Source organism: Pararhodobacter sp. CCB-MM2 (assembly GCF_001691415.1).
Lineage (GTDB): Bacteria > Pseudomonadota > Alphaproteobacteria > Rhodobacterales > Rhodobacteraceae > Pararhodobacter.
In genome coordinates, this window is the sequence record NZ_LRRR01000113.1 from 1 (window position 1) to 397 (window position 397).

Sequence of the window (397 nt, forward strand, 5' to 3'; positions counted from 1 at the left end):
GTGCTGGGCGCCCACGCCCCGTTCGGTCTCGTACAGGAGCTGCTCGGCGTCGGAGTGCGCGGTTATCTCCTGCGGACCGCATCGGGACAGGAAGTGATCGCCACCGTGCGCGCCTGCCGTGACAGCCACAGCCGGGTCTTCCTCTCCGTTCCGCCCGAGGCGCTGATCGACACCACGGGGCAGAGCAGCGGCGTCCGGCTGACCGAGCGGGAACGGGAGGTGCTCGACCTGACCGCCTGCGCGATGAGCAACGCGCAGATCGCCGCTTCACTCGGACTGTCGGAGCCCACGGTGAAGCGGCACCTGCGCAACATCTTCGGCAAGCTCGGCGCCGTCTCACGCATCGACGCGGTCAACAAGGCCAGAGCGGCCTCCCTGATCTCCGTCCGAAGACCCG

General features: G+C 69.0%; 1 protein-coding gene. It reads left to right on the forward strand.

The features are described 5' to 3' along the window. A partial coding sequence (locus BCY78_RS24415; RefSeq protein WP_199523207.1) for a response regulator transcription factor occupies positions 1-397 on the forward strand: 397 nt, incomplete at both ends.